This window comes from Pseudoclavibacter sp. 13-3, from assembly GCF_021168475.1.
GTDB lineage: Bacteria > Actinomycetota > Actinomycetes > Actinomycetales > Microbacteriaceae > Pseudoclavibacter_A.
Genome location: NZ_JAJOZT010000002.1, coordinates 213190 through 235185 on the forward strand (window position 1 = coordinate 213190; position 21996 = coordinate 235185).

At 60.7% G+C, this 21996-nt stretch carries 19 protein-coding genes; 14 read left to right on the forward strand and 5 right to left on the reverse strand.

The genetic code is table 11. From position 1 onward, the window contains the following. Positions 1-14 precede the first annotated feature (14 nt). Positions 15-965 carry an SDR family NAD(P)-dependent oxidoreductase gene (locus LRX77_RS04505; RefSeq protein ID WP_231831737.1) on the reverse strand — a complete coding sequence of 317 codons (951 nt, stop codon included), beginning with the start codon at positions 963-965 and terminating at the stop codon, positions 15-17. Positions 966-1081: 116 nt separating this feature from the next. Here LRX77_RS04505 and LRX77_RS04510 point away from each other — a divergent pair, with 116 nt between their 5' ends. The 7 genes from LRX77_RS04510 to LRX77_RS04540 all read left to right on the forward strand — a co-directional run bounded on the left by LRX77_RS04510 (position 1082) and on the right by LRX77_RS04540 (position 8342). Next, positions 1082-2302 (forward strand): aspartate aminotransferase family protein, encoded by a 1221-nt coding sequence (locus tag LRX77_RS04510; RefSeq protein WP_231831738.1) that lies wholly within the window; start codon positions 1082-1084, stop codon positions 2300-2302. 156 nt (positions 2303-2458) lie between these two features. Continuing rightward, positions 2459-3328, forward strand: coding sequence for an ABC transporter permease (locus LRX77_RS04515; protein WP_231831739.1), 870 nt, complete (start codon positions 2459-2461; stop codon positions 3326-3328). Beyond that, entirely contained in the window at positions 3325-4137 is an 813-nt protein-coding gene (locus LRX77_RS04520) for an ABC transporter permease (protein WP_231831740.1), read from the forward strand. The genes LRX77_RS04515 and LRX77_RS04520 overlap by 4 nt, the downstream gene beginning before the upstream one ends. An 86-nt stretch (positions 4138-4223) precedes the next feature. Beyond that, on the forward strand, positions 4224-5288 hold the full coding sequence (locus LRX77_RS04525; protein ID WP_231831741.1) for an ABC transporter ATP-binding protein: 1065 nt from the start codon (positions 4224-4226) through the stop codon (positions 5286-5288). After that, positions 5278-6261, forward strand: a complete 984-nt coding sequence (locus LRX77_RS04530) for an NAD(P)-dependent oxidoreductase (protein WP_231831742.1) — start codon at positions 5278-5280, stop codon at positions 6259-6261. The genes LRX77_RS04525 and LRX77_RS04530 overlap by 11 nt, the downstream gene beginning before the upstream one ends. A 17-nt stretch (positions 6262-6278) precedes the next feature. After that, on the forward strand, positions 6279-7247 hold the full coding sequence (locus LRX77_RS04535; protein WP_231831743.1) for a C-terminal binding protein: 969 nt from the start codon (positions 6279-6281) through the stop codon (positions 7245-7247). After that, entirely contained in the window at positions 7248-8342 is a 1095-nt protein-coding gene (locus tag LRX77_RS04540) for a phosphotransferase (RefSeq protein WP_231831744.1), read from the forward strand. A gap of 82 nt (positions 8343-8424) precedes the next feature. On the opposite strand, the gene LRX77_RS04545 is transcribed toward LRX77_RS04540, so the two are convergent. After that, a complete protein-coding gene (locus LRX77_RS04545; RefSeq protein ID WP_231831745.1) occupies positions 8425-9837 on the reverse strand; it encodes an amidase in 1413 nt (470 codons plus the stop codon). 243 nt (positions 9838-10080) lie between these two features. On the opposite strand from LRX77_RS04545, the gene LRX77_RS04550 reads away from it, so the two are divergent. The 7 genes from LRX77_RS04550 (at position 10081) to LRX77_RS04580 (ending at position 18505) form a co-directional block, all read left to right on the forward strand. Next, a complete protein-coding gene (locus LRX77_RS04550; RefSeq protein WP_231831746.1) occupies positions 10081-11031 on the forward strand; it encodes an ABC transporter permease in 951 nt (316 codons plus the stop codon). Position 11032: 1 nt separating this feature from the next. Next, positions 11033-11941 carry an ABC transporter permease gene (locus LRX77_RS04555; RefSeq protein WP_231831747.1) on the forward strand — a complete coding sequence of 303 codons (909 nt, stop codon included), beginning with the start codon at positions 11033-11035 and terminating at the stop codon, positions 11939-11941. A gap of 47 nt (positions 11942-11988) precedes the next feature. After that, positions 11989-13032, forward strand: a complete 1044-nt coding sequence (locus LRX77_RS04560) for an ABC transporter ATP-binding protein (RefSeq protein WP_231831748.1) — start codon at positions 11989-11991, stop codon at positions 13030-13032. Beyond that, entirely contained in the window at positions 13029-13856 is an 828-nt protein-coding gene (locus LRX77_RS04565; RefSeq protein ID WP_231831749.1) for an ATP-binding cassette domain-containing protein, read from the forward strand. Before LRX77_RS04560 ends, LRX77_RS04565 begins: the two co-directional genes overlap by 4 nt. A gap of 80 nt (positions 13857-13936) precedes the next feature. Next, on the forward strand, positions 13937-15496 hold the full coding sequence (locus LRX77_RS04570; protein ID WP_231831750.1) for an ABC transporter substrate-binding protein: 1560 nt from the start codon (positions 13937-13939) through the stop codon (positions 15494-15496). Between the two features lie 121 nt (positions 15497-15617). After that, positions 15618-17579 carry an amidase family protein gene (locus LRX77_RS04575; RefSeq protein WP_231831751.1) on the forward strand — a complete coding sequence of 654 codons (1962 nt, stop codon included), beginning with the start codon at positions 15618-15620 and terminating at the stop codon, positions 17577-17579. Between the two features lie 2 nt (positions 17580-17581). Next, positions 17582-18505, forward strand: coding sequence for a universal stress protein (locus LRX77_RS04580; RefSeq protein WP_231831752.1), 924 nt, complete (start codon positions 17582-17584; stop codon positions 18503-18505). Between the two features lie 19 nt (positions 18506-18524). On the opposite strand, the gene LRX77_RS04585 is transcribed toward LRX77_RS04580, so the two are convergent. The 3 genes from LRX77_RS04585 to LRX77_RS04595 all read right to left on the reverse strand — a co-directional run bounded on the left by LRX77_RS04585 (position 18525) and on the right by LRX77_RS04595 (position 21922). Further along, a complete protein-coding gene (locus LRX77_RS04585) occupies positions 18525-19793 on the reverse strand; it encodes an MFS transporter (RefSeq protein ID WP_231831753.1) in 1269 nt (422 codons plus the stop codon). Between the two features lie 234 nt (positions 19794-20027). After that, positions 20028-20432: a tautomerase family protein gene (locus tag LRX77_RS04590; protein WP_231831754.1), complete on the reverse strand. Its 405-nt coding sequence runs from the start codon at positions 20430-20432 to the stop codon at positions 20028-20030. Positions 20433-20575: 143 nt separating this feature from the next. After that, positions 20576-21922, reverse strand: a complete 1347-nt coding sequence (locus LRX77_RS04595; RefSeq protein ID WP_231831755.1) for an aminotransferase class III-fold pyridoxal phosphate-dependent enzyme — start codon at positions 21920-21922, stop codon at positions 20576-20578. Between the last annotated feature and the right edge of the window lie 74 nt (positions 21923-21996).

Here is a 21996-nt window from a genome sequence, read left to right on the forward strand (position 1 = left end):
GCGGGCGCCGACGATCAGGGCGCGTACGGGTTTTCGGTGAGCGTCATGCCGCCGTCGACGCACAGCGTGGTCCCCGTGACGAAACCTGCGGCAGGGCTGGCCAGGTATGAGATTGCAGCGGCGATGTCTTCGGGCCGGCCGATCGTTCCGCCTGGCACGAGGGAATCCATCTGCTCAAGGCGCTCGGCTCCGTAACTTTCACGCATGTTGTCCGTGAGGATCAGCCCGGGCTGCACAGCGTTGACGGTGATGCCATCTGGGGCGAGTTCGACTGCGGTACCACGCACGAGCCCTTCAAGGGCTGATTTCGTCGCACCGTAGTGTGCCATCCCGGGCAGCCCAGTCACTGGGCCAGTGATCGATGAGATCACGATGATCCGCGGGCACGTGGAATTTCGCAGCACTGGGATGGCCTCTTGCATAATATGAAAGGCGGCGGAGAGATTCACTGCCACGACGGAATCCCAAGTCTGCGGGTCGAGGTGTTCAAGGCGACCGCGGTCGAACGAGGCTGAGCCGAATACAAGCAGGTCGAGCCCACCCAGCGTGTCGATCGCGTCGTGGAAGGCGCGACGCGTGTCTTTTGGCGATCGGAGATCCACCGGCAGATGTTGCGCGCCCGTGGCCCGGCTGTCATCAGCCGGTGCGCGCGACAGGTAGCAGACCTCGGCGCCTACGCTCAGCAGTCGTTCGGTGACCGCAAGACCAATACCGCGATTGCCGCCAAAAATACAGGCCCGTGTGCCCTGTGGTACGTCAGTAGTCGGGTGGATGGACATGATGGTAAATCTAAGCTCGCTCTGTGACGCGAGTGTTTCCAGTTCGTTGCAGTGTCGCGACTTCATGTGTACGAGAGGCCCCTGTGGAGTGAAATGAAGAGGCTGGCCGCGAATCCCTGCGGTCGATCTGAGCGAGGAGTGCCTCCATGTCTGTCCGAACGTCTGAAACATCTTCGTCTGGTGCAATGGTGAATGGTTTTGACCCGTCGCGCGTTGACACACTTTCCAGTGCTGAACGCGCGCTCATCAGGCGTCGTAACGAATCTCTGGGGCCAGCATACCGATTGTTCTACAAGCATCCCGTGACCGTCGATCATGCTTCGGGGGTGCACCTCTACGACCCTGACGGTAACGAGTATCTTGATGTTTACAACAATGTTCCCTGCGTAGGGCACGCCCATCCTCATGTCGTCGAGGCAGTCCATGCACAGATGCAGCGGGTGAACACGAATACCCGATATCTGCAACCTGGTCTGGTGGACTACGCCGAGCGGCTGCTGGCCACATTCCCCGACGAGCTGGGCCACGTAATGTTCACCTGCTCTGGATCGGAAGCCAATGATCTCGCAATGCGAGTTGCGCATTGGCATACGGGAGGTACCGGCGTTATCGTTACGGCGAATGCCTATCATGGGGTCACAGAGACGGTCGCGACATTCTCTCCGTCGCTCGGACAGCATGTGCCGTTGGGTCCACATGTGCGCTTGATTCCAGCCCCCGACCCGCTTCGCCTAGGAGTGAGCGGAGCAGAATTCAACGCCGTGATGCGCGCCAGCGTGCAGGCCGCCGTGGACGATCTGCAGCGGCACGGGATCGCCGTGGCTGCGCTGATCACTGACTGCGCATTCTCTTCTGACGGTGTGCATCCTGACCCCACTGGCTGGCTGGCTGAGGCCGCTACTGTGGTGCGCGAGGCTGGCGGCCTGTACATCGCCGATGAAGTGCAGCCGGGGTTCGGGCGTCTCGGTGATGGGTGGTGGGGATTCATGCGTCACGGGGTGATTCCTGACATCGTGACGATGGGCAAACCCATGGGCAACGGCGTCCCCATCGCCGCCGCTGTATTCCAGCCAGAACTGCTCGACAGCTTCGGCGCTCGAATCAGGTACTTCAACACCTTCGGGGGAAACTCCGTGTCAATCGCAGCTGCCCAGGCGGTGTTCGACGTGATCGAGGATGAGCACCTCATCGCGAACGCACAGGCCGTGGGGCGTCAGATCATGGCAGGGCTGCTGTCGGTGACGGCGAACGATGCCGCTGTTGCCGAGGTACGTGGTAGTGGGTTGTTCATTGGTGTCGATCTGGTCTGTGACCGAGAACGCTGGACGCCGGATGCAGCATTGGCCTCGGAGATCGTGAATCGATTGCGCGAGCGGCGGGTGCTGATCTCTGCCTCTGGTGTGGACGGCAACATACTGAAGATTCGTCCTCCGATGGCGTTCAGGGCAGGAGACGCCGATCGTCTGCTCAGCGAGTTCGATGCCGTGTGCACGCAGCTGCGCAGCGAGGGAATTCTGCACTGAACGATCGCTGCATGTTTCGTCGTCCGGACACATGGATGTAACAGTTGGCACGTTCATCGGAAACGTGTCCGTGAAACGGTATTTGGCATCATCGCAAGAATCTCTGATCTGCAGCGGGCCTACCGACAAGTGAGAGGCCCGCACGAAGGACACCGCATGATGACTCAAGGCACAGCCTCAGCGCGAGAGCGCACGCGATTTGCACCTCGTCGATTGCCTGGCTGGACGTTGGTGCTCCCAGGCGTGCTCTTTCTCGCGGTGTTCTTCATCGTGCCGCTGGCACTGATGCTAGCGAATTCTCTGAAAGATGGCGTGGTCACCTACGCAGAGGTGTTTACATCTCCCTCACACATGAAAGTGTTCGGTAACACCTTGAAGACAGCGGTGATCACCACCGTCGTCTGCCTTGCATCGGCCTATCCTTACGCCTACGTCATGCAGCGTGTGGGGGCGCGATTAAGGTTGCTGCTCACAGCGCTCGTGCTCATGCCGTTCTGGGTGAGTGTGCTGACCCGATCCTTTGCCTGGGTCGGCCTGCTGCAAGACACAGGGGTGATCAACCAGACGCTCATGGATTGGGGGGTGACCGACGCGCCACTGCCGTTGATCCGCACTGAACTGGGAGTACTCATCGGCATGGTGCATGTGTTGCTGCCGTTCACTGTGATTCCGCTGATGAACGCGATGGGCAACATCGACGGTTCGTATCTGCGTGCTGCAGTCAGCTTGGGTGCGAACCCTTGGCAGCGGTTCTTTAAGGTTTTTCTGCCGTTGTCTGTGCCTGGGGTGCTCGCCGGGGGCGTGCTCGTCTTCGTGATGAGCCTTGGCTTCTACATCACTCCGGCGCTCCTGGGCTCGCCCGACAACATGATGGTCGGTGAATTGCTCATCCAAGAGGTGCAGAAGATCGGCACGGTGCGTGCCAGCGCCATCGGCATGATTCTGTTGGGCGGCACTCTGGTCTCACTGGCTCTGGTTGCAGCGGTTCAGCAGATCACAACCACAACCAAGGAGAAGCGCAAGTGAGCAATTCCTCGATACGGAAAACTCGTGGCCGGGTGCAGCCTCGGTGGGTGGTACTGGGCATCCTCACCGGCTTGATTGGTCTCTACCTCGTGCTTCCCACACTGTTCATCGTTCCGATGTCGTTGACTGAGAGTCCAACTCTCGGCCAGTTCCGCGGGGGTTGGACCTTGCATTGGTACCAGCAGCTGGTAGAAGACCCCGTGTGGGCACGCACCGCCTGGGTGAGCCTGCAGGTCGGGCTGATCGCCACGGTATTTGCCACGGTGCTCGGCACTGCCGCAGCGATGGGTATCTTGAAGTCGTCTAAGAAGGTGCAGGGCATTATCCAGGGGCTGACCATGGCGCCCATGATCATCCCTGCTGTGATCGTCGGTATTGGCCTTTATATGCTGTTCCTCAAGATCGGGCTGTACGGTACCTTGCTTGGCTTCGTCATTGGGCACACCGTCATCTGCATTCCATTTGTCATGGTCGTGGTCGGGTCGAGCATCGCTCAACTCGACCCGAACCAGGCTCGCGCGGCATCCATCTTGGGGGCTGGGCCGCTCACCACTTTCTGCAGAGTGACACTCCCGCAGATTACCCCCGGCGTGATCGCCGGCGGGTTGTTCGCTTTCGTGACGTCGTGGGATGAAGTGGTCGTCTCGACTTTCTTGGTGTCGCCCAAGTTGAAAACGCTGCCCGTCGAGATGTGGACGCAGTCGCGCACCACGCTCACGCCAACGCTTGCGGCATTGAGTACCGTGCTCATGATCATCTCCACAGTGGCTCTGATCGGGCTAACCCGCGTACAGAAAGGCTCGAAGTAACCATGTCGACTGCGTTGAATACCCCATCCATCGCTGACCAGTTCGCTGCACGAGAGGCAGACGGGCCCGCCCTCATACTTGAGGGGGTGGGTAAGAAATTCGGTGATTCCTACGCTGTGCGTGATGTCAGTTTCGAACTTGAGCAAGGGACCTTTCTGACTATGCTGGGCCCATCTGGTTCAGGCAAGTCGACGACGCTCAACATGATCGCGGGGTTTCTCGATCCCACGGAAGGAACCATTCGTCTGCGCGGCCGAGACATCACCACGCTTCTGCCCAACAAGCGCGCTATCGGCATGGTCTTCCAGAACTACTCGCTCTTCCCCCATCTGAACGTACTGCGCAACGTGGCCTTCCCACTTGAGGTGCGAGGAATGAAGCGGCGAGAAGCTGCAGCGAAGGCAGCCGCGGCTCTCGAGCTTGTTGAGCTCGGGCACCGAGCCCGAGCATTCCCTAAGGAGCTGTCAGGCGGTCAGCAGCAGCGTGTCGCTTTGGCCCGAGCGATCGTGTTTGAGCCGGATCTCCTGCTCATGGACGAGCCACTGGGTGCTCTTGACAAGCGTCTGCGCGAGACCATGCAGATCAGCATCAAGAACATCGCTGAGCAGCTGAATTCAACGGTTGTCTTCGTAACACACGACCAAGAAGAGGCCTTAGTGATGAGCGACCAGATCGCCATCTATAACGATGGCGGAATAGAACAGTATGGTACCTCGCAGGATCTTTATGAAAACCCCGCGTCCATCTTCGTTGCTGACTTCATCGGTGAGTCGAATATTCTTCGCGGGCAGATGAGCCAAGGAGCCCTTGCGGTTGGAGGTCAGGTCTTCCCGATTCCCACACGTAGCAAGGGGCGGATCTCTGATGGAGACCGGGCGGCGATCATCGTGCGGCCTGAACAGGTCACACTGCGCAGCCGGCATTCCCGCGCTGATACCGCGCAGGTCAAGGGGCCTGAGGTGCAGGGAACGGTGCGTGAGGTGATTTACCTAGGCACAGCATACCGGTTCTACGTAAGCTGTGACCTTGGCTTCGAAATCGAAGTTCGTGTGCGCCGCCACCTTCCAGAGGGAGAGACGCGCAAGGGCGAGCGAGTGAGCGTGTCATGGGCGCCTGAGGACATTTCGCTAGTGCCGTCAGATGAAGCCTGAGCTGGCTGGATTCGGTGGGTATGAGATGATGGCTGAGTCTGGCACTGGCACCGCTCTGCTGCTGCGCGTCGATCAGACCGATGCTGAGGTAGAGTACATCCGATCCTTGGTCGAGCATCGGGGTTTTCACCTGGTTTCGGCAAGTCCTGAGTCAGTTCCTGAGGGCCAAGCAGCATCGTTGCTGCTCGCGGCGCCGGCGTCGCCAGTCGATGGGCGGTTTCTTTGTGGCATCGCTGGGCTTCGGGCCGTAGCCACTCCGTCGGTCGGAGTCGATCACATCGACATTGGCGCCGCGCAGGCTTTGGGGATCACCGTCTGTAGCGCTCCTGGGTACAACGCCACCGAAGTCGCTGAATATGCACTAAGCGGAATATTGTTGTTGCTCAAAGACCTCCTGCGTGGTGCCGCTACCGTGGCAGATCGCGAGTGGCGCTGCCGTCAACTTGAACCCATTGCCCTGCAGGATGCTGTGGTCGGGCTCATCGGGTTTGGCACGATTGCGCGTCGCTTGGCTGTGCAGCTGCATGAATTGGACGTACGCACGCTCGTTTGGAACCGCTCAGCCATTGATCGGTATCCGGAGTCATCGCACGTGGAATTCTGCGCCTCCATGCAGGACTTGGTGGCAACGTGCGATGTCGTGTCTTTGCACGTCCCACTTACCAATAGCACGGCGAACATGGTCGGTCCACAGTTTCTGACCTGGATGAAGGCTGGGAGCGGCTTGGTCAACACTGCGCGTGGTGGGCTAATCGACGCTACTGCGGTGGCCGATGCGCTGCATCGGCAGCATCTTCGCGGTGCCGTACTCGATGTGCTCGAACACGAGCCTCCGCTGTGGCAGACAGATCCGTTGCTTTCGGCGCCCCACGCTTTGGTGACCCCACATCAAGCCTGGTTAACTCCGGGGAGTCGATATCGAGGCTGGGATGTCGCAGTCGAAGCAGCAACGGGAGAGGGGAAGGCCTCATGACGACGCATCCAGAGGTCGTGTACTTCAACATCGCTGACGATTTAGCATACGAACAAGAGCTGCTCAGTCGCTGGGGCGTAGCTGATGAAATCACGCTGCGACGGGCCACGGGCCCCGATACCGCCGAGGCACTTATCGAGGCCGCCCAAGGTGCAGCCGGCGTTGTCGTCGAGTACGTCGAGGTGACTGGCGAGGTTATCAGGCACCTGCCCGACCTGCGAATAGTCTCCGTGCAAGCTATCGGCACAAACAACATCGATTCCGGCACAGCCACCGAGCGTGGAGTGTGTGTGACGAATGCGCCGGGGTTCTGCGTCGAAGAGGTCGCCGCGCACGCCCTTGGCCTGATCATCGACATCACCCGTGGCATCACGCGCCTTGACCGATCAGTGCGACGCGGAGAATGGAATCCGTTTGCTGCGCCAATGCCTCACCGACTGGTCGGGCGCACAGTCGGGCTGGTGTTTTTCGGGGGCATTCCTCAGCGCATGGTTTCCGGTCTGCGCGCGCTCGGCCTCGAGATTCTCGTCTTTGCTCCCACCAAGACAGCAGAGTTCATCCGCTCGTGCGGGGCTCGTCAGGTGGGCACGCTCGACGAGTTGTTGACGCAGAGCGATATCGTCTCGCTGCACTGCCCGTTGCTGCCTGAGACCCGGCACCTGATGGGTACCGCAGAGTTTCAACGGATGCGTGATAGCGCGGTGCTCGTGAACACTGCCCGGGGAGCAGTCGTCGACGAGACCGCGCTGGTTGCGGCCCTCACAAACGGGGTCATCGCCGGAGCCGCGCTCGATGTCTGCGAAGGCGAGCCCGTGCCGCCGAGGGCGTTGAGCGCACTTGAACAAACGGTGATCACGCCGCATGCCGCCTTTCTTTCAGAGGAATCGTTCCTTGACGCACGGGAGCGCGTGCTGCGCAGTCACGTCGAGCGCTTGGTCGAATGCACCCGGCCGTCGAGTCTGGTGAACCAGGAAGTGGAGTTCTAAATGTCCCGAGTCAGTACACCAGCACGCGAGGCCGACCTCACCGCTCTGCTTGGCGAATCGGGGTTTACCGAAGAGCCAGTGAATCATCTCGATGAACATCAGGTTCGAGATCTGCTCCGTGAGCACTACGCGCTCGACGTCGACTTGCGTCGACTGCCGACAGAGAAAGACGACACCTTTCGTGCGGCGACCGATGAAGCCTCGTGGACGGTCAAGATCTCTGCTGCCTCAGAGGCGCCAAACCTTATCAGTCTGCAGACCGAGGCCATGATCTGGGCCGGTGCGCATATGAGTGCCGAAGGCCCACCGGTGCCCCGGGTGCTGCGCACCACCACTGGGGCCGCCACAGTTTCACTGACAGACGATCCCTCGCAATCCCAGCGCTACCCGCGCGTGCTTCGGGTGCTCGAGTTTCTTCCGGGAGTGCCGATTGGCAGCGATGATGCTCCGAAACTCGACGGGGCGGCAATGGAGCGTCTTGGGGGAGCGTGCGCCTGCCTTGCCGAATCCCTGAACGGGTTCAATCACCCCGCCGATTCTCGGCGGCTCGCTTGGGACCTTGCGGAGCTGCCTACCTTGGCTCCACTGACTCAGCACCTCAACGGGCAGGATCTCGACCTCACCAAGCAATCCTTGAACGAATTTGCTCACTATGCGTGGCCAGCGATCGCTGATATGCGTTGGCAAGTAGAGCATAACGATTTCAACCCTTTCAACGTTCTTGTCGGCAACGGTGCACGAATCGCCGGCGTCATCGACTTCGGCGATGTGGTGCGCACCGCGGCCATTCTCAATACTTCTGTCGCTGCCGGCAGCATGATCGATTTGGATGCTCGAGGCTGGTGGTTGGTTGAGCGATTCGTCTCGGGCTATCAGAGTGTTTGCCCGATCAGCGATACCGAACTGCAAGTGCTTGCTGTGGCTGCTCCGGCGCGTCAGGCCCAACGCATCCTGCTGCGAGGGCTGGCCTCGGCGCAGTCTCCTGAACGTGCCGCGTACCTGGCTTCGCACGCGACTGATCTGGTCACTCCGCTCACGCGGGTGTTAGACATGTCTGTCGATGATCGCGTGGAGTCGCTTCGGGCTCTTCGCTGATCAGCTTCTCAGACAAAGAAAAGCGCCGAGGCGCCATCTTCTCGATGGCCTCGGCGCTTTTCTGATGCCGAGTGGCATCACCTCACTGGGCGATCGTCACCGGACCAAATGTGTCCTCAAGCGCTTGGCCAGCAGCGAACAGATCGTTCTCAGCAAATCGCCGCGAGACCAGCTGCACACCGAGAGGAACTCCCTGCCCTACAACATCAGTGGGAACGACGAGGCCAGGGAAGCCGACGGCCGGAGTCGTGCACATCGGCCAAGCTGCGAGCACCATCTCGAGCTTGCGAGCGAGCGGTGCGTGTTGGTCTTCGTCTTGTGCGTATGGAAGCTCGGCAGAGGCTGGGGTAAGAATGATTGGGGTTTTCTCGAGCTGCGCCTGCAGACCACGGATGACCGTGCCGCGGCGTGCCAGCGCCTGCGTGTAGTCGCCGAGCGTCAGCTCGTACCCCTTGCCGAAGTACTGCTCAACGAGGGCACGGTGCCCTTCCAAGCCCTTCTGCAGAATCTCGCCTCCCTCATCGAGGTGAGTAGACCCAGACTGGATGAACTCCTGCAGGGCAAGCAGCTCCTCCAACTCGAACATCTGCTCGAAGAGGTTCGTCTCGATCTCTTCGACCTCGTAGCCAGCCGATTCCAACGCGTGCGCTGAAGCGTTGAGTGCCTGCGCCACCTCAGGAGCGAGTGGGGCGATCTCGGTTCCTCGGTAGATGGCCACGCGCCGTGTTCCGGCAGAAAGATCAACAGGGGGAACTGTCACCGCATCTCGGGGAGAGTACCCACGCATCACTTGGAAGGCCAGCTTCACGTCAGACACGCTGCGAGTGAGGGGGCCCTGAACGGCGAAGAGCTGATTCGCTAGCGGCTTATCCTCGGGCGAAGGGTCATTGCCCGGCACCGCTCCAACCGTCGGGCGCAGCCCCACCACGCCATTGGCGTAGGCAGGGTAACGGATCGAACCGGCGATGTCATTGCCCTGCGCGACCGAGACAAAACCGGCAGCGACGGCAGCACCAGCGCCACCACTCGATCCTCCGGGGGTAAGAGCGGAGTTTCGTGGGTTAAGCGTCGAGCCAAAGAGCTCATTCGTCGAGAACCATTGCCAGCACCAAGGCGGCAGGTTGGTGCGGCCGATGACGTTCGCCCCGCCTCGGCGCAAATGTGCGACCACCGGATCGTCAACGGCAGAGATTTCCGTCGCATGAGCAGGAATACCATTTGTGGCGGGGTGTCCGGCTGAATGCGTGTTGTCTTTGATCGCCACGGGAACACCGCCCAATGGGCCGAGTGAGAAGCCTGCAGCAAGGTACTGGTCGGTAGCCTCGGCCGCGTTGATGGCTTCCTCCCGATAGACGTCGACCATCGCGTTGAGGCTGGGGTTGAGCGCATCAATGCGTGCGAAGGATGCAGTGACGGCGTCCTTCGCTGAGACGTCCTTCGCAGCGATGGCCGTCGCCAATCGCGTGGCCGACCACGCCCACAATTCGTCTACCATGACACTCCTTCATGACTCCATGGGATGACCGAGATTCGGTCGTTACTGTTCGGAGGCTAGGAGCTAAGTGTTTCTCGGATATTGCCGAGGCATGACCAGTAGATCACTGGTCGCAACAGCGAGCGCTAGCGCCTTAATGAACACAGACAGAGTGTTTGCTGCTGGTAAACATAGCGAAATCACGAGGAAACACGACCACTGGATACTTGCCTGCATCTCGTCCATGAAAGGTCTGGGTCATTAATGATCAAATACATCCTGAAGCGATTGGTTTCGGCGGTTCCTGTGCTGATCATCGTCGCGCTGATCGTGTTCTTCATGACCCGTCTCAGCGGAGGCGATCCTGCACGTGTCCTGCTCGGAGGCGACGCCACTGATGAACAGATCTCAGCAGTCCGTTCCGAGATGGGCCTCGACCATCCCTTGTACGAGCAGCTGTTGGTTTGGGGTGGACACTTAGTGCAGGGCAATCTCGGCTACTCGTATGTCATGCAGCAGAGCGTGACCGAAGCGATCACGAGTCACTTCGGGCCGACCATCGCGATCGCTTTGCTTGGACAGATTCTGGCGCTGCTCGTGGCGATTCCTCTCGGAGTTCAGGCCGCACGGCGGAAGGGTACTTGGACTGACCAGGGCATCATGGGCTTTGCCACACTCACCACCGCGTTCCCTAGCTTCCTCGTGGGGTTGCTCCTGATCGCGTTCTTCGCGGTGACTCTCAAGGTGCTCCCCGCGAGTGGGTGGGTTGAACCCACCCAGAACTTCGCTGGATTTGTCTCGCACTTGGTGCTCCCCGCCATCGCGGTGACTTCTCTGCAGATCGCTGTGGTGACGCGCATGACCCGATCATCAATGGTCGATGTGTTGACTGGAGACTTCATCCGAACGACTCGTGCAAAAGGTCTTCCAGAGCGAAAGATCATCTGGAAGCACGGCTTGAAGAACGCCTCCATCCCCGTGCTGACCGTTGTTGGTCAATCGTTCGGTGCTCTCATCGCAGGCACCGTGGTGGTTGAGACCGTCTTCAATATTCCCGGTATCGGGCAGCTTGTCGCCAACTCCATTCTAAGGCGCGACTACTCCGTGGTACAGGGCGTGCTTATGCTCACGGCACTCGCATTCATCATCATCAATTTGGTCGTTGACATCTTCTACGCAGTCATTGATCCCCGCATCCGAGAGAGGTCGTTCTGACATGACTGTCACCACACTCGAGAAGATCCCAGGACAGGCGCCTGCCCCCATGCAGCCGGGTGAACCCACTCGACGGGCTCAGCGCAGACAACTACTGAGGCGTCTCAAGAACTATCCCGCACTGGCCATGGGCGCTGTACTGCTGCTCTTCATGATCGTTGCGTGCATGCTCTACCCCTTGATTGCCAACCTCGATCCGTACTCGACAGATACCGATGTGATGCTGCTCGGTCCATCAGGCACACATCTCATGGGTACGGATAACGTCGGACGTGACGTGACGAGTCGAGTGCTGATCGGCGGTCAGGTGTCACTGACTGTCGGCTTTGCCGTGGCCATCATTTCGGGTGCCTCGGGCTTCGTGGCCGGTCTATACGCAGCGTACTACCCTCGCGTCGGTTACGTGATCATGCGTATCTGCGACGGCTTGATGGCCTTTCCCGCGATCTTGTTTGGAATCGTGTTGATGGGTGCTTTCGGACAGAGCATCCAGAATGTGATTCTCGCCCTGAGCGTGGTGTTCTTTCCCTACGTTGCACGTGTTGTTCGGTCCTCGGCAATGACTGTCAAGGGCGAGCAATTCGTTGAGGTCTTGGTCAATATGGGCGCTTCCAGTACTCGCATCTTGTGGGGGAATATCGCCCGGAACGTGATCTCGCCCTGGCTGATCCAAGTAACGTTCATCTTTGCTGATGCCATTCTGGTTGAAGCGGCCATGAGCTTCATCGGCGCCGGCATACCGGCCCCCACCCCGAGCTGGGGCAACATGCTCTACGACGCGCGAAACTACCTCTATCAAGCCGGGTGGATGCTGGCATTCCCCGGCGCTGCGCTGGCCATCACGGTGCTCGGCATCAACCTCTTCGGCGACGGGTTGCGCGAGTGGCTTGATCCGAAGGGAAGGCGATGAATATATCCACGGCAGCAACACACGTTCAGACGAAGAAAAGAGTCGACATGAGCCCGCATGACGCAGTGGCAGCCAACGATGCGACACCTCCTTCCGAGCTGGTCTCGATTCGCGACCTTGAAGTTCGGTTTCGCGGTGAGGACGGCGGGTGGAACCCGGCCATCGAAGGTGTGAGCTATTCGGTGAACCGTGGGGAGATCCTCGGTGTGGTTGGCGAATCCGGATGCGGAAAGAGCGTCACAGCCTTTTCGCTGCTTCGCCTGCACGATGCCGTCTCGACCCAGTACTCGGGCGAGGTGAGCTTCGAAGGCGAGGACGTTCTGCACATGGACGCGGCTGCTCTGCGGCATCTGCGTGGGCGACAGATCGGCATGATCTTTCAGAACCCAATGTCGAGCCTGGACCCGCTGTTCACGATTCAGGAGCAGCTCCTGGAGACCGTGCATGTGCACTTTCCTGAGGAATCGCGCGCTGAAGCACTCGAACGGTGCCGTCGCGCACTCACGGCGGCAGGATCGGACGACCCGGATGGATGGATGGCCCGGTATCCGCACCAGATGTCTGGCGGCATGATTCAGCGTGTGATGATTGGGCTCGCACTGCTCGGCGACCCGTCGTTGTTGATTGCTGATGAGCCCACGACGGCGCTCGATGTAACCACTCAGGCACAGGTGTTGCGGGTGATCCGCCAGTTGAGTCGCGAACGTGATATGAGTGTCATTCTGATCACCCATGACATGGGCGTGGTCGCCGAGGTCTGCGATCGAGTTGCGGTCATGTATTTGGGACAAGTCGTCGAGACTGCCCCCGTCGAGGAGCTCTTCGCTCACCCGCGACACCCGTACACACGCGGTCTGCTCGCGTCGACGCCGCCGATGTCGGGGCCAATCCCTGAGCGCCTGTCGGCAATTGAGGGCTCTGTGCCTCGTCTGGCAAGTGATCATGTCGGATGTCGTTTCGCGACCAGATGCCCGCTCGCGACTGCTGCATGTGTCGCAGAAGACATCGACATGCATGATGTCGGTCTCGGAGTCACTCACGATGTGCGCTGTATCAAGACCGATCAGACGCTCGAGGAGGTCTTAGCATGAGCACCACGACGAACGCGGCACCCCTGCTGAAAGTGACGGATCTCGTCAAGGATTATGTCGCCCGTGGCTTCGGGCGCACGACCTCGGTGACACACGCCGTGAAAGGGGTGTCGTTCACCCTTGAAGCAGGTCAGACCTACGCGTTGGTGGGGGAATCAGGCAGCGGTAAGACCACGACCGGGCGCATGATCTGTCGGCTGGAAGACATCACTTCGGGCAGCGTCGAGCTTGACGGGCGTGATTACACGCACGATCCAGAGCGCGTCTTGAGGCAGTCCTTGCGGGGCAGCGTGCAGATGGTCTTCCAAGATCCCTTCTCTGCGCTGAACCCCCGGAAGACTATCGGTGCAGCTATCGAAGAGACCTTGCGCATTCGAGGTCTGGGGTCTTCGCGTGAGGAACGTCGGCAGCTGGCTGTTGCTGCACTTGAGCGCGTGGGCTTCTCACGGTGGCACTTCGACCGGTACCCCCACCAGTTCTCTGGTGGGCAGTTGCAGCGCGTCAGCGTTGCGCGCACGCTCGCCGTGCGTCCGCGACTGATCGTGCTTGATGAGTCGGTGTCTGCTCTCGACGTCTCGATTCAGGCCCAAGTGTTGAACCTTCTGCAGGAGCTGAAGTCTGAATTCTCGCTGAGCTACTTGTTCATCACACACGACCTCAGCGTCGTGCGCTTCATGGCCGACAAAGTCGGTGTGCTGCGCATGGGTGAAATGGTCGAGGAAGGTGACGTCTCACAGATCTTTGAGTCCCCGGAGTCGGAGTACACCCGTTTGCTGCTTCGCAGCGTTCCGATCCCCGACCCCACCCGCAGGCAGCTTGTCTGAGAACTCCGTCTCGTTGCACGGCAACGGTGCGGCATCACCTACCGAGATCCGTCAGGGCATCGGCTGAATAAGGAGAAGAAATGAAGAAAACGAAACGAAGTCTCGTTGTCGCTGCGGCATTGGCTGTGGTGATATCACTCACCGGATGTGCTGGCGGCTCCTCGACCGGTGGAACGCCGAAAGAAGGCGGAACGGCTCGGATCGCATTGAACGCGAACCCCGTTACGCTTGACCCCATCATGACTGGTGCGTATGTCACGCGAGATGTGACTCGTAATGTGTTCGAGTCGCTTGTGACTCTGGATGCTGATGGAAACGTTGCGCCGTTGCTGGCCGAGAGCTATGACGTCAGCGATGACAACAAGACCTTCACTTTCAAACTTCGTCAAGGTGTGAAGTTCCACAATGGCGCTGTCATGACGGCAGAGGACGTTGTGGCCTCGGTGCAGCGCTGGGCATCACAGTCGTTGGTTGGTAAGACCTACTTCGGCGATGCGACCGTTACCTCACCGTCGGCTGACACCGTGGTGATCCAGTCAGCGAAGCCCCTGGCGACTGGTCTTTACCAGATGGCAGACATGAACCGAGCGATGGCGATCATGCCAAAGTCTGCTATTGATGCCGCAGATGCGACTGGCGTCAAGGAATACATCGGTACTGGCCCATTCAAGTTCGTCTCGTGGGAGAAAGACCAGAACATCAAACTGGAGAAGTTCGCCGACTACAAGAGCCCTGAGGGTGAGGCCAACGGCTATGCCGGTGATCGTACGCCTCACCTTGACGCTCTGCAGTTTGACATCATTCCAGATAGCAACACGCGACTGGCGAACGTGACCAGCGGTACTGACCAAGTCGGCTACGCGCTCGCTGAGAGCCAGTATTCGCAGGTCAAGAACGATTCCACGCTGACGGCAGAGAATGACCCCATGGTCGAGGTGCTGCTGTTCAACAAGAAGCAAGGCGTCTTCGCGACCAACCAGAAGCTTCGCCAAGCCGTGCTTACTGGGCTGGACATGTCAAAGATTGCCAAGGCTGCACACCAGTCAGACGATCTTTACACGCTTGACGGTGGCATGATGCCAGCGAGCAGCTCGCTCCGTTCGGATGCATCACTCGATAAATACAACCAAGGAGATGTCGAGCAGTCCAAGCAGTTGGTCGCTGAGTCGGGTTACAACGGCGAGACCATTCACATGATGGCGAACAAGGATTACTCCTTCATGTACGATGGCTCGCTTGAGATCCAGCAGCAGTTGAAAGAGATCGGCCTCAACGTTCAACTTGATGTCATGGACTGGGCTACACAGCTGCAAAAACTGTTCGTGCCTGATGCCTGGGACATGATGCTCACCGACTACAGCTACTCATCTGACCCGACGAACTATGCCTTCTTGCAACCCACCGGTTCAGGCTGGACCGTCAGCGACGATCTGACCAGCATCAACGAGCAGATCAACACTGCCAGCACCGACAAAGAGAAGCAGGCCGGATATGACGCGCTACAGAACTGGTTCTATGACTACGTTCCTGTGGTCATCATCGACCAACTCGAGCAGGTCAGTGTCCGCACGAACTCGCTCAGCGGGTATCGCACGGGCATCCAGGGGCCCATCTTCTACTCGCTGCAGCTGACTGAGTAGCCGATCTCTGCCAGCGTATGACGCTGGTGGTCGGGGGCATCATTCATTCGTGGATGGTGCCCCCGGACCCTCAGTGCTCGCGTGAGAGTGAGTGCAGCTGACAGGGTGAAGGAGAAGGAAGATGGAGAATCCACGAGAAGTGGATGTGGTGGAGGCCTCGGTCGCCACATTGCGAGGCTGGCTCGAATGCGGAGCGGTGACAAGTACTGAGCTCGTCGTGCAGTATCTGAACAGGATCTTCCGCTATGACCTTGGTGGCATTCGTCTGAACGCCGTCCCTCTGGTGGCACGTGACGCATTCCTTGAGGCTGCCCGCCTCGATCGACTTCGGGCCGAGGGGCGGCTTCTCGGGCCTCTGCACGGCATTCCATTCACCGTGAAAGACAGTTATCTTGTGCGCGGCATGAGCATGGCCGCTGGATCGCCTGCATTGGTTGCGACCGAGTCGCATGAGGACAGCGCGACAGTCGCTAGGCTGCGCGCGGCAGGTGCGCTCGTGATCGGCCGCACCAACATGCCGCCGATGGCTGCTGGTGGTGTGCAACGAGGGGTGTACGGGCGTGCCGAGAGCCCGTATAGCCGCGACTGGTTGTCAGCTGCTTGGGATTCTGGGTCGTCAAACGGGTCTGGCGTCTCGACTGCAGCGAGCTTCGCCGCATTCGGCATGGCTGAGGAGACCGTTTCTTCTGGCCGATCCCCGGCATCGAACAATGGTTTAGCGGCGTATACACCTTCTCGGGGCGTGCTCTCGCTGCGGGGCAACTGGCCGTTGCACGCGACAAAGGATGTCGTGGTGCCACATGCGCGCACGGTTGCTGATCTGTGTGAAGTTATCGACGTACTGGCCGTGCCTGACGACGATACGCGTGGCGATTTCTGGCGGCAGCAGCAGGCTGTCGAGCTTGCCACAGTTGACCTGTCTGAAAGACAAGGGCTTGTTGGTCTGCGCATTGGTGTACTCAGCCCGTACGCGGGGCTGACCTCTGGAGAGATTCCCGCTGTGCACGTGCGGCCTAGTATTCGAAGGCTGTTCGATGAGGCGCTCGAGACCCTTCGCGCTCACGGGGCCCAAGTCATCTGGGTCGACTTTCCGCTGCGTGATCGTTATGAGTCGGCACCACGTACACTCGCATCGTTCGTGCGTGATGGGGTGCTGCCCGCCGAATGGATGAGCACGGAGTGGGGGGTGCTCAACCCCCTGGTGACGCAACAGTTCATGCGTGATTTCAACTTCACTGGTCCGCACTCACTTGTGAACATCGATTCCGAGACCATCTTTCCGACGCGGCCTGATTCGGTCGACCGCAAGTCGGGGCGTCAGTATGGTTTCTATCGTGAAGTCATCCCGCGTCTCGCTGAGCAATCCGTGCATGAGCTCGCTGACGTGCCCGGGCTTGCCGCGGGGGTACAAGGGCTCGAGCAGATTCGTCGCATCTGGCTGGAGAAGTGGATGCAAGACCAAGGCCTCGATGTTGTCGTCTTTCCGGCGAACTCAGATATTGGCGCAGCAAACACTGACGTCAGCGTGGTTGAAGATGTCGTCGCACGGCAAGATGGCACGGGATTCTCCAACGGCAATCGCATGATTCGACATCTCGGCATTCCAACGGTCTCAGTGTGTATGGGCATCATGCCCGACACGGACATGCCCGTCGATATCACCTTTGCCGGGGTCTCTGGAGCAGATGGGACTTTGCTGCAGGTCGCCGCCGAGTACGAACGTTCATCACAGCGCAGGTGTGCACCGCGCCGAACCCCGCAGCTGCCGGCCCTGCCGCGACTGGTTGGGGCCGGGGCTGTGGGCGGGCTGCCGATTTCTGTGACTGCGCAACTCTCGCAGAACGAGCAGGCCCTGAGTTACGAGATCGTCAGCGACCAGCCCGTTGACCGGGCCAGAGTGTTCGTCAATGGCGATCTGAAGGTTGAACTTGGTGCCCAAGAAACCACGGGAACGGTCTCGGTTGCAGACCACCTTGATGAGCGCGTTCTTGGCATCGTGGTTGTCGCCGCGGCCGGCGATGCCATTGGGGCAGCGGCAACCATCTGCGACCGACAGCGTGCACGAGGCAGAGGTGCCTTATGAGCATGCTGATAAAGCTCTCGCTTACCAACCATTCACTGCTGGAACGGGCCTGCCCGCACCAGCGAACTCAGCAGGAGGAACACATGTCGATTGTCGTCGCATATCGCGATTCCACATCAGGACGGGATGCCCTGATGCTCGGTGCACGCCTGGCATCCATCACCGCAGATGAACTGCACGTCGTGAGCGTCATCGCTCCGGCCGAGGATGCCAAAGGGGCTGCGGGTTTCGAAGCCCGTCGCCAGAAGACTCAAGACGCTCTCGACGACGTCGGCGCGTTAGTACCCGGAGGCCCAAGTGTGCGGGTGCACCTTGTTGTTGACCCGTCGGTGCCCGCTGGGCTGTTGACTGCGGCTCACGATCTTGACGCTCGCGTCATCGTCATCGGCACGGCACGCAACAGCTTGCTCAGCCGATTCTCGCTCGGCAGTGTGAGCAACGTGCTGCTGCACAGCGCCGATGTGGCGCTGGCGCTGGCTCCTGACAATGCCCGTGAGATCGGTCCTGCTGCTCCGCTGGTACGTGTCACGGTCGCCGTCGGTGATCTTGGAGGCAACCGCTCGATGTTTGATACCGCGACGCTGTTGGCGCAGCCGCAAGATACGCCGGTTCGTCTGCTGACGTTTAAAACAGTGCCCACCCTTGGCGAGGATGCCCTGCAGCGAGCTCGGCACACGCTCGATACTGCGGCGATCGAGCGGTTGCCAGAGCACCTTCGCGTGACCACACAGGTGGAGGTTGCTGGCCAGGTCGACCGTGCAGTCGATCAGGTGGACTGGGATCCAGGAGAGATCGCTTTGATCGGTTCATCGCGTTTGGCCCAGACGCGGCGCACGTTCTTGGGCAGCACTGCGGGAAAGCTCGTGCGCACCTTGCCGATTCCCATGATTATCGTGCCGCGTGACGGTCAGATTCGTCAGGGCTGAGGAAGTTTCGTTCTGCGCCTCAACCGCGAGGTCGCGCCGGCCGCGCCGGCAGCAGCATCGCGGCGATCAGCGCCGCCAGCAGACACAGCGAGACGATGCCCAGGGCCACCCCGGCCCAGTCGAACTTCTCGAAGACGCGCCCCAGCATCCACCCGAACACGCTGTTGCCGATGTAGAAGACGAGCTGGTAGACCGCTGTCGCCTGTGATCGACACGGCCCGGCGATCAGCGATGTCATGGCTGAGGTGACCGGGCTGGTCACGAAGTATCCCGCGGTGAAGAGCGCGACGCCCAGCACGATGACGGCCAACGGCGCGGTCAGTGTGAGCGCGGCACCACCGATCATCATGCCGATGCCGGTATAGAGCAGACGGCGATGCCCGAAGCGTCCGGCAACCGAGCCTGACCACCGGGCGGTGAACGTGCCGACGAGATAGACGGTGAAGACCATGCTCGTGACGGCGGTGCTCAGACCGTATGGTGCGGCCTGCAGATGATAGCCGAGAAAGCTGAACAGCGAGAGAAACGACCCCATGAGCAGAAACGGCTGCGCATAGGCGCCCCAGAGCGCCGGTGTGGTCAGGGCCATTGCGAACCGTCGCCACGCTGAGAGCGAGGGAACAGCCGCTGTCGCAGCGGGCAGACGCTGCACGGCAGAGGAGCGTGGGGCATCTTTCGTGCGAAGTCGCGAAGGCAGGTATCCGTGCGGGGCCGGAACAGCGATGACAAAGACGGTGCAGGCGATGACGCACAGCACGGCGACTGTCATCAGCCCGAGCTGCCAGCCGAAGTGCTCGGCCACGAGGCCTGCGATGAGACGGCCGAGCAGGCCGCCGATGCTGTTGCCCGACACGAACGCGCCTGCTGCGGCGGTGACGCGACCAGCCGGCAGCTCGTCGGCGATGTAGGTGACGGCGATCGCCGGGATGGCGGCGAGGGCGAGGCCTTCGATCAGGCGAGATCCGAGAATCAGCGGCAGCGAGTGCAGGAACGGTGTGATCAGCCCGATCACGGCCGCCGAGACGGCAGACACCTTCATCACCCGCACGCGCCCCCAGCGATCGGCGGCAAAGGCCCACGGCAGCACCCCGATCGCAATGCCCGTGGTGGCCATTGAGATCGTGAGCGCGGCCTGGGAAGGATCGACGCCGAAGTCGGCCGAGATCTCGGGCAGCACCGACTGCACGCTGTAGAGCTGTGCAAAGGTGGCGAAGCCGGCTGCGAACAGCGCGAAGACGATGCGGTGGAACAGCGCGTCGGTCGCGTCGGGCCGCGATGTGGCGGGCATGAAAACTCCTGTGTGAGAGTGCGCGGCCCGCACGCAGACATCCTGATTCGCGAACCGGCACGATCATACTGCCGTCGTGTTTCTGCGGTGTGACGAGTGACGGCGGTGCGCCGCATGCTGCCTGTCGCCAAGCAGAGATACCGCCAGTCTCGTGAAATGCGGCCAGACATCGTGGTGATGCCGGCAGCGATTTCAGCGAGCTGGCGGTATCTCTGCTGCCTGTGCCGCGGTGCGTCAGCGCTTCGGCACGCCCAGCTCGCCGGTGACGTACTGCGCGCGACCGAATCCGAAGGTCCAGTCGTTCGGCGTGTTCTCGAAGTAACCGAGGAAGATGTCCTCGCCGGCCACACCGACCTCGCCGAGGTTCTCGGCGATCTTCGCGTACAGCGCCTGCTTCGCCTCAGGAGTGCGGCCGCCCTGCGTGAAGATGTGAATCATCACGACGCCGTCGGTGCGCTCGAAGCCCAGCCCGGCATCCTCGGCGATGATCTCGCCCGGCTCGTGCTTGGTGATGATCTGAAAGCGATCGCGCACCGGAATCTTGTACACGTCGACGATGGCGCTGTGGATGCTGTCGGCGATGGCGCGCACGCTGGCGTCGTCGCGGGTCTTGTTCACGTCGATTCTGACGAGTGGCATGTTCGGGATTCTCTTTCTCTGTGTTCGGGTGGATGCGGAAATGCGTGAATGGTGTGCGGCCCGCAGACGTCAGGGGGGAGGTGCGCCTGCGGGCCGCGACTTGGGTGGTGTGACGAATCGTCGGCCACACGCACGAGTCGTGCTCAGGCCTGCGCGGCCTCGTCAGCGATCGACAGGGTCTCGTCGATGATGTCGAGACCCTTCTTGAGCTCGTCGGCGGTGATGATCAGAGGAGGCGCGATGTGCACGCGGTTGCCGTGCACGACCGGCCACAGGCCCTTGGCGATGGCGGCCTTCTCGATGGCGACGAGCGGGTTGCCCTCGCCGCCGGCCTCGACGGCGGGCAGTGCTGCACGGGTCTCGCGGTCGCTCACCAGCTCGATCGCGGCGAACAGACCCTTGACGCGGAACTCGCCGATCGACGGGTGCTTGGCCTGCATCTGCTCGAGCCACGGCACCAGCACGGTGCTCTCGAGCTCGCGCACATGCTCGAGAATGCGGTCACGCTTGAGCACCTCGAAGGTCTTGACGCCGATCGCCGAGCCCAGCGGATGACCTGAGTAGGTCAGCCCGCCCGAGTACTTGCGCTCGTCGAAGGTCGCCGCGATGGCAGCGTTCATGATCACGCCGCCGAGCGGGGAGTATCCCGAGTTGACGCCCTTGGCGAAGGTCAGCAGGTCGGGGGTCACTTCGAACCCCTGCACGGCGAAGAGGTGGCCGGTGCGACCGAAGCCGACCATGACCTCGTCGGCGATGTACTGAATGCCGTACTTCGTGGCGATCTCGCGCACGCCCTGCAGGTAGCCGGGCGGCGGCACGAGCACGCCGTTGGTGCCGACGACGGTCTCGAGGATGATCGCCGCGACGGTGTCGGGGCCCTCGGAGAGAATGGTCTGCTCGAGGTGGGCGAGCGAACGCTCGGTCTCCTGCTCGGGCGTCTCGGCGTAGAACGCGGAGCGGTAGGCGAACGGGCCCCAGAAGTGCACGACCGAGGGGTCGGGCACGACAGGCTGCATGGTGCGGCGGCCCTCGCCGGTGAGCGCGATGGCGGTGCCGGTCGCGCCGTGGTAGCTGCGGTAGCTGGCGAGCACCTTGCTGCGGCCGGTGAATTCGCGCGCCAGGCGCACGGCGTTCTCATTGGCGTCTGCGCCGGCGTTGGTGAAGAACACCTTGCCGTCGTTGATCGGGCCGTTCTCGACGATGAGGCGAGCGAGTTCGCTGCGCTTGTCGTTGGCGAAGCCGGGGGCGATGGTGGCCAGCGTCTGCGCCTGGTCGATGATCGCCTGCACCAGATCGGGGTGCTGATGGCCGAGGTTCAGGTTCACCAGCTGTGAGGCGAAGTCGAGGTATTCGTTGCCCTCGTAGTCGCTGAAGTAGACGCCGTGGCCGGTCTTGACCGGAATCGGGTGAATCTTCTTCTGGGCCGACCAGGAGTGCAGCACATAGCGTGCATCCTCGTCGACGACGGTCGCTGCGTCGAGTTCAGTCATGTCGAGACCTTTCTGTGCGAATGAGATCGCGGTGTCCGTGGCAGAGGCAAGAAGCAGATGCCTGCCGATTGGTC

Excerpts from the sequence above, each read along its gene's own strand:
- LRX77_RS04570 (WP_231831750.1), top strand. The coding sequence starts at position 13,937 with ATGAAGAAAACGAAACGAAGTCTCGTTGTCGCTGCGGCATTGGCTGTG.
- LRX77_RS04545 (WP_231831745.1), bottom strand. The coding sequence starts at position 9,837 with ATGGTAGACGAATTGTGGGCGTGGTCGGCCACGCGATTGGCGACGGCC.
- LRX77_RS04585 (WP_231831753.1), bottom strand. The coding sequence starts at position 19,793 with ATGCCCGCCACATCGCGGCCCGACGCGACCGACGCGCTGTTCCACCGC.
- LRX77_RS04560 (WP_231831748.1), top strand. The coding sequence starts at position 11,989 with ATGAGCCCGCATGACGCAGTGGCAGCCAACGATGCGACACCTCCTTCC.
- LRX77_RS04540 (WP_231831744.1), top strand. The coding sequence starts at position 7,248 with ATGTCCCGAGTCAGTACACCAGCACGCGAGGCCGACCTCACCGCTCTG.
- LRX77_RS04530 (WP_231831742.1), top strand. The coding sequence starts at position 5,278 with ATGAAGCCTGAGCTGGCTGGATTCGGTGGGTATGAGATGATGGCTGAG.
- LRX77_RS04595 (WP_231831755.1), bottom strand. The coding sequence starts at position 21,922 with ATGACTGAACTCGACGCAGCGACCGTCGTCGACGAGGATGCACGCTAT.
- LRX77_RS04565 (WP_231831749.1), top strand. The coding sequence starts at position 13,029 with ATGAGCACCACGACGAACGCGGCACCCCTGCTGAAAGTGACGGATCTC.
- LRX77_RS04555 (WP_231831747.1), top strand. The coding sequence starts at position 11,033 with ATGACTGTCACCACACTCGAGAAGATCCCAGGACAGGCGCCTGCCCCC.
- LRX77_RS04550 (WP_231831746.1), top strand. The coding sequence starts at position 10,081 with ATGATCAAATACATCCTGAAGCGATTGGTTTCGGCGGTTCCTGTGCTG.
- LRX77_RS04515 (WP_231831739.1), top strand. The coding sequence starts at position 2,459 with ATGATGACTCAAGGCACAGCCTCAGCGCGAGAGCGCACGCGATTTGCA.
- LRX77_RS04590 (WP_231831754.1), bottom strand. The coding sequence starts at position 20,432 with ATGCCACTCGTCAGAATCGACGTGAACAAGACCCGCGACGACGCCAGC.
- LRX77_RS04575 (WP_231831751.1), top strand. The coding sequence starts at position 15,618 with ATGGAGAATCCACGAGAAGTGGATGTGGTGGAGGCCTCGGTCGCCACA.
- LRX77_RS04580 (WP_231831752.1), top strand. The coding sequence starts at position 17,582 with ATGCTGATAAAGCTCTCGCTTACCAACCATTCACTGCTGGAACGGGCC.